Origin of the sequence: Rhodoblastus sp. (assembly GCF_052145335.1) — a bacterium.
Taxonomy (GTDB): domain Bacteria; phylum Pseudomonadota; class Alphaproteobacteria; order Rhizobiales; family Beijerinckiaceae; genus Rhodoblastus.
In genome coordinates, this window is record NZ_JBKQOU010000378.1 from 1 (window position 1) to 6,497 (window position 6,497).

General features: G+C 56.0%; 6 protein-coding genes and 1 pseudogene. 6 read left to right on the forward strand and 1 reads right to left on the reverse strand.

Annotated elements, in window-relative coordinates; translation table 11 throughout:
* Positions 1-92: 92 nt before the first annotated feature.
* Positions 93-822, reverse strand: a pseudogene (locus ACLP2E_RS22195) (glycoside hydrolase family 3 N-terminal domain-containing protein).
* Positions 823-997: 175 nt separating this feature from the next.
* On the opposite strand from ACLP2E_RS22195, the gene ACLP2E_RS22200 reads away from it, so the two are divergent.
* The 6 genes from ACLP2E_RS22200 (at position 998) to ACLP2E_RS22225 (ending at position 6,354) form a co-directional block, all read left to right on the forward strand.
* Positions 998-1,582 (forward strand): hypothetical protein, encoded by a 585-nt coding sequence (locus ACLP2E_RS22200; protein ID WP_442467155.1) that lies wholly within the window; start codon positions 998-1,000, stop codon positions 1,580-1,582.
* The gene (locus ACLP2E_RS22205) at positions 1,551-2,192 is read left to right on the forward strand and encodes a hypothetical protein (protein WP_442467156.1); all 642 of its coding nucleotides are present in this window, start codon (positions 1,551-1,553) and stop codon (positions 2,190-2,192) included. The genes ACLP2E_RS22200 and ACLP2E_RS22205 overlap by 32 nt, the downstream gene beginning before the upstream one ends.
* A complete protein-coding gene (locus tag ACLP2E_RS22210) occupies positions 2,189-3,751 on the forward strand; it encodes a class I adenylate-forming enzyme family protein (protein WP_442467157.1) in 1,563 nt (520 codons plus the stop codon). The genes ACLP2E_RS22205 and ACLP2E_RS22210 overlap by 4 nt, the downstream gene beginning before the upstream one ends.
* 26 nt (positions 3,752-3,777) lie before the next feature.
* Complete coding sequence (locus ACLP2E_RS22215) at positions 3,778-4,878, forward strand: Gfo/Idh/MocA family protein (protein WP_442467158.1); 1,101 nt, start codon at positions 3,778-3,780, stop codon at positions 4,876-4,878.
* A 2-nt stretch (positions 4,879-4,880) separates the two neighbouring features.
* Complete coding sequence (locus ACLP2E_RS22220) at positions 4,881-5,162, forward strand: acyl carrier protein (RefSeq protein WP_442467159.1); 282 nt, start codon at positions 4,881-4,883, stop codon at positions 5,160-5,162.
* Between the two features lie 91 nt (positions 5,163-5,253).
* Positions 5,254-6,354 carry an FkbM family methyltransferase gene (locus ACLP2E_RS22225; RefSeq protein WP_442467160.1) on the forward strand — a complete coding sequence of 367 codons (1,101 nt, stop codon included), beginning with the start codon at positions 5,254-5,256 and terminating at the stop codon, positions 6,352-6,354.
* The last annotated feature ends 143 nt before the right edge of the window (positions 6,355-6,497 follow it).

The following is a 6,497-nucleotide window of genomic DNA, read 5'->3' on the forward strand; positions in this document are numbered from 1 at the left end:
GGGACGTCTACCGCCACGCAATGATTGAGCAGTTCCGCGATGGCGTTATAGTCGCTAATCAAGACCCCGTCGAACCCAAGATCTCCCCGCAGTCAACCTTGCAGCAGCGGAGCATTGGCGGTCATCGGCACGCCGGCGATATCAATAAAAGCCGGCATGATCGCTGCTGTTCCTGCGGCAACAGCCGCCGAAAACGGCGGCAGGTAGATCTCGCGCAGCGTTCTCTCAGACACATCGGCCGAAGCATATTCCCGGCCGGCGGTGACGGCGCCATAGGCGCACAAATGTTTCGCCGTGGCGGCAAGGCTATCCGCGGCAGCAAGGTCTTGGCCTTGGAAGCCGCGCGTCTTGGCCGCGGCGATCTCAGAGGCCACCCAGGGGTCTTCGCCCGGGCTCTCGACGATGCGTACCCAGCGCGGATCGCGCGCCACGTCAAGCATGGGCGCAAACGTCATGGCGACGCCATCTTGCGCAGCCTCCTCGGCCGCGGCGCGCACCGTTTTCTCCCACAGGTCAGGGGCGAACAGGCAGGCTTCCGCCAGCGGAACGGGAAAAATCGTGCGGTGGGCCATGGATGACGTCGAGGCCCAGCAGCAGGGGAATGCCGAGGCGGGATTCTTCCACGGCGAGGCGCTGGACGGCATGCGCGTCGTCGGCGCCCCAGAGATTCAGCAGGTTGCCGATCCGTCCTGCTCGAATCCCTTCGTGTACGTCACGGAGCTCGCCGGGGCCGGTGACCGCGCGAGACGACGCGACCATATTGAGTTGTCCGATCTTTTCCTCGATCGTCATCGTCGCGAGCAATGTCTCGATGCGTCCCATGCTCTTGCCCTCAAGCTGCGAGCGGATGGCGTCGATTCACCATTTCGCTTAGATCAGAAAGGGCTCCGCAGGCAGCATCCCCCCACGACGACGAACCCTGTGGCTCCGGTACGTCCGCGAAGGATGCTTCGACCAGATCATGCGAAAAGGCAAAGGGGCGAACGGATCGAATTCGATGGCGGAACATTCCAGCAAACCACCAAATAGCGCCGAAAGCGCAGACAATCCGACGTTGGGCAGTCTTTTCTCCGATTTCATATGGATGGCCTCGGGTTACTGGGCTTCGCCCCAGCGCTACAAACTCCTGATGTTGATCGGCGCGCTGATCGCGGTCGTGGGGGCAACGGCCTATATGCAGATCAAGTTCAACGCCTGGAACCGACCATTCTACAATGCGCTGACGCGGAAGGATATGCCCGCCTTCGTCGAGCAGCTCGGCGTCTTCGCGAAGCTGGCGGGCATATTGCTCCTCCTCAACGTGGCGCAGATGTGGCTCAATCAGACGACCAAAGTGGTCTTGCGCCAAGGTTTGGTGGACGACCTCTTGAACGAATGGCTTAAACCCGTGCGTGCTTTCCGTCTTTCGAATTCGGGCGCCATGGGCGCCAATCCGGACCAGCGCCTCCAGGCTGACGCACAGCATCTGACGGATCTTACGACGGACTTGGGCATTGGCCTTCTGCAATCGACCCTCCTTCTGCTGTCGTTTGATTTTCGGGAACGGCCAGATGGCACGCATGTTCGTTCACTTTGCTCGTAGCGAGTTTGAAGTGGTCGCCTTCACTGTAGACAGCGCGGTGATCTGCGAGACGGTCATTGAGGGCGTACCTGTCATCGCCTTCGAAGAAGTCGAGATCGATTTCCCGCCCGCCGAGCACTCGATGATAACCGCAGTGGGCTATTTGGAGATGAACCGCTTGCGCGCGCGGAAGCACGAGGAGGGGCGTGCTAAGGGCTATCGCTTCGCCAACTTCATCCATCGATCCGTGGTCTATCACCCGACTTTGGTTTTGGGCGAGAACAACGTGATCCTCGACCACGTCGCCATCCACCCATACACGCGTCTGGGCCACGGCATATTCATTTGCAGCAATGCCAGCATTGGCCACGGTTGCGCGGTGGGGGATTATTGCTGGATCAATTCTGGCGTGTCCGTCGGAGGCGAGACCCGCCTGGACGAGGGATGTTACCTCGGAATCAATGCCACAATAGGAGACAATATTGTGATAGAGCACCACTGCTATGTGGGGGCTAATACTCTCGTTTGCCGTGGCACCCGGCCGGAAGAAGTATACATTTCCCCGGCGGGCGAGCGTTTTCCCTCAACCAGCGAGGCTTTCTTACGTTTCACTTCCCGTGTGAATCAATGAAACCCGTGTCCGCCACCCACAAGATTTCGGAAATTCACTTACGGTTTCAGCAGTCGGCTGTCGCTCACCCGAGTAGGCTCGCATTGGCGGTGGGCAATAGCCGCTTAAGCTACAGCGAACTGTTGGAACAAGTCGTCGCCCTGTCCGATGGGCTCGCCGACGCCGGAGTTGGGGCTGGCGATCACATCGGCGTGCTGCTCCCCAATTGCGCGGAGTTCGTTCTGGTTCTCCTAGCGGGCGCGCGGTTGGGGGCGGTGATCGTGCCCCAGAGCATGGGGCTGTCCGACGAAGCTTTGGAAAGCACCTTCCGGGCGGCCGATGTGCGCCACTTGATTTCTTGGGCTGGCGTTGTGGGAAACCTGAGCCCAGCCACGGTGGATCTTGCCACGCGGGGCGTTCGCATAACGGCCGGTGGGGCCAAACCGGGCTGGACAGGCGTTGCGGACATCATAGCGAGGGGAAGGGCGGCCTCGCGTTCGGCGCCGCTTTTGCCGAACGATCTACCATATTTGATGGTGCTCACCTCGGGTTCGACCGGCAAACCGAAGCCGATTGTGCTCAGCCAGCACACAAAGGTTCTGCGCGCCGAGGCGGCGGCGGCCCTATATGGGGCGACCGACGCGGATATTATTTTGGCCGCTACCCCACTGTACCATTCTCTGGCTCAGCGCTTGGTTCTAATGCCCCTCATGCTGGGCGGCACCAGCATCTTGATGGAACATTTCACCCCTACGCTGTGGATTGACGCTGTGCGCCGCGAGCGGGTGAGCTTTTCCGTTTCCGTTTCCTCGCAGATCAAGCAAATTCTTACAAAGCTCATTGCGGTCGGCGAGACATTGCCTTCTTTGCGCTGCTTGGTTTCATCCTCCGCCGTCCTCGACGACGGCACGAAGGGGGAACTCTTGGAGCATCTGAAATGCGAGTTTCACGAATGCTATGGCGCCTCCGAAGTCGCGATCGCCACCAATTTGTCGCCGGAAGATGCGACGCTAAAGCTTGGGTCGGTCGGTCGCGCTATACCCGGGATCGATGACACAATCCTGACGAGCGAGGGCGAGCCGGCTGCTCCCGGCACCGTTGGCGAAATTGCCTGCCGCACGAACATGTTGTTCAGCGGTTATTATCGACAGCCGGACACAACCACCGCTTCGATGTGGGGAAGCCACTTCCGTACCGGGGATTTGGGACGCGTCGACCATGACGGATACCTTTTTTTCCTAGGTCGTATCAAAGACATCATTATCACGGGGGGCGTAAACGTTTATCCTAAGGATATAGAGGAGGTAATCGCCAGTCACCCGGCGGTCAAGGAATGCGCCGCCATTCCGGTCCTCGACGAAGGCCTGGGGGAGGTGGTAGGTGTTGTTGTCGCATTCGACGAGGAAAACGCCGCATCGCCCCCGATCCGCGAAATCCAGCGGCTATGCATGCAGCGACTAGGAGACTTCCAACAGCCTCGCCGGTTCTTCGTGCTGAACGAGTTGCCGAAGAACGCGATGGGCAAGCTCGACAAACCGACTCTTCGGAAAATCTATTCCAACTCTAAGTCCATGGGGTAACTGTGCACGAAAATTCTCCGCATCCCTTGAGCCTTGGTTTTATTGGCGGCGCACTCAATTCGGCGGTGGGGTACACCCACTTCAACTCCAGTCGTTTGGACGGTCATTTCCGGGTGGATTGCGGCTGTTTTAGCCGCAATCCGCAACGCAATGCGCAGGCCGCTCGCGTCTACGGCGTAGACGACGATCGCACCCATGCCAATTGGACAGCGCTTTTGGAGGCGGAAAAGGGAAAGGTCGACGCGCTGCTCGTCATCACACCGACCCCCGAGCATGCCGATATTGTCGTGGCGGCTCTCCACGCAGGTTATTCGGTGATCTGCGAAAAGGCTCTAGCCACATCGAGCGCCGAATGTCGCGTCATCGCCGACGCCGTGCAACGCAACAACGGTTTTTTAGCCGTGACTTACAATTATTCCGGTTACCCGATGGTGCGAGAACTGCGGCGGCTTATCGCCGTCGGCGCTCTGGGCCGCATCCATCAAATCCACATCGAGATGCCGCAAGAAGGGTTTATGCGCCGCGCCGCCGCCCCTCAAGCCTGGCGACTGAAGGACGAAACTCTTCCCACAGTGTCACTCGATCTTGGCGTTCATGTCCATCATTTGGTCCAATTCCTGACGGGAAAATCGCCTTTGGAGGTTATCGGCGATCAGAGCACTTATGGCCCCTTCCACGACGTCATCGACAATGTCTATTGCCTCGCCCGCTACGAAGACGACTTGCGGGTTCAGTCCTGGTTCGGCAAAACCGCGCTAGGCTATCGGAACGGCTTGCGGATTCGCGTGTTTGGCGGCGAGGCAAGCGCCGAATGGTTTCAAATGGAGCCGGAGGATTTGCACATTAGCCAGGCCGACGGCCGCCACGTCGTTCTTGACCGAGGCTCCGGCGAACCAAACATGGCCTGCGAACAGCGTTACAACCGCTTCAAACCGGGTCATCCTTCGGGATTCATCGAAGCCTTCGCCAACCTGTATGCCGACATCGCGGATCAACTGCGTCAATTCCAAACAGGTGAAACGCTCCGCAACGATTACGTTTACGGCGTCCACCAATCCGAAGAGGGTTTGCGGTTCCTCGAGGCTATTGCCACTTCGGCTGCTAAAAAATCATGGGAGACCATATAAATATGATTAGCCAAGCAAATCTATCGTCTGCCACCCGGGGGGACGACATTCGCCAGTTCATCGTCGAGCTACTCTTGGAAAAAGGGCCGACCCCCGAGGGGGCGGCGTTCGATGACTATCGCTACTTGGATGTCGGCCACATCGACTCCTTGGCTTTCATCAAGTTTGTGCTTCGACTTGAGGAACGTTTCGGTATCCGATTCTCCGACGTTGATATTGGCGGAGAGGAGATTCGCACGGTGGGCGGGCTCGTGCCCCTCATTTCGGCTAAGCTAGCGGGCTGAGACGTGCTAGCCCCAACAACATGGGGCTCGCTCGTCCACTACCATGGCGCGGGATATCAAAAGCGAAATGTGCGCACGGGAGGAAATGTAAATGAACGCGTCCGCTGAATCAATTTATGACTATGACAATGGCGTATCGGCCGAGTTGAGGGGGCTAGCCCAGGCCTTTATGTCCAAGGATGGTGGGAGTCAACGATATTTATTTGGAAGAAACGAGCACTCATTAGCTTTATCGAAAGTAATTGAGTTTGACGGATTTATTGATGATTATGCAGAACCAAACGTGCATTGGAATGGGAAGCCCGTTGTCAAATTAGACGCTATTCCTAAAGACGCCATCGTTGTCAATTGTGTTTTGGCGATTCGTCCAAAAACAGCTGAAAGGCGTATAAGGACGTCAGGTTTTTCGAACACGCTATCCTATCGTGATTTGCAGTTTAGCTTTCCAGATATTATCCCCCTCCCTGGATTTGTATTGTCATCCCGGGCGTATTTTGAATCAAATCCTGAAAATTTTACGCGCTTATATGACTCCCTTGCTGATGAACACTCCAAAAAGGTCTTAAGTGATATCGTAAAGTTTCGAATGTCCGCTGATTTGGCATGGATGCGAGACTATGATTTCCGGATAGAACAACAATATTTCGAGGACTTTCTTGGGCTTGATAATGGAGAGATATTTGTTGATGTTGGCGCATACGATGGGTTCACAACCAAACAGTTTGCAGCCATGTGCCCGAATTACGAGAAAATATATCTTTTTGAGCCGTCGTCATCCAATATGGAGAAGGCAAAAATAACACTTCGTGATTTTTGGTCAGTTGAATTTATTGAGAAAGGGGTTTCTGACATTGTAGGCTCCCTTAGATTTGACTCTAACGCAGGTTCTGCAAGTGCTGTTGCTGAATCCGGATCATGCCAAATCGATGTAACAAGTTTGGACTCGGAAATTGAGAAAAAGGTCACTTTTATCAAGATGGACATTGAAGGTTGGGAGTTAAAAGCGTTGGAGGGGGCGCGACGGCACATTCTTGAAGATCATCCTAAACTTGCTATCGCCGCATATCACAACACACCTGATTTTTGGCGCATCTTTGAGTTTGTTATAAGTTTGCGTTCAGACTACGACGTATACCTTCGTCACTATACGGAGGGTTGGACAGAAACGATAATGTACTTCGTCCCGAAGTGAAGCCTTTGGTTTAAGTCAGCCCTAACCATAGCAGCGTGTTGACGAAGTCGCCGTCGGCTGATTCTATTTGAAGAACGGAGATTCTCGACGGGCTGCGACGATGGCGATGGGGCGTGAGGGCGAGGTCCAGGGCGACCTCATGA

What these genes read in the sequence shown, in the direction of transcription:
- ACLP2E_RS22200 (WP_442467155.1), top strand. Translation starts at nt 998, where the DNA reads ATGGCGGAACATTCCAGCAAACCACCAAATAGCGCCGAAAGCGCAGAC.
- ACLP2E_RS22205 (WP_442467156.1), top strand. Translation starts at nt 1,551, where the DNA reads ATGGCACGCATGTTCGTTCACTTTGCTCGTAGCGAGTTTGAAGTGGTC.
- ACLP2E_RS22210 (WP_442467157.1), top strand. Translation starts at nt 2,189, where the DNA reads ATGAAACCCGTGTCCGCCACCCACAAGATTTCGGAAATTCACTTACGG.
- ACLP2E_RS22220 (WP_442467159.1), top strand. Translation starts at nt 4,881, where the DNA reads ATGATTAGCCAAGCAAATCTATCGTCTGCCACCCGGGGGGACGACATT.
- ACLP2E_RS22225 (WP_442467160.1), top strand. Translation starts at nt 5,254, where the DNA reads ATGAACGCGTCCGCTGAATCAATTTATGACTATGACAATGGCGTATCG.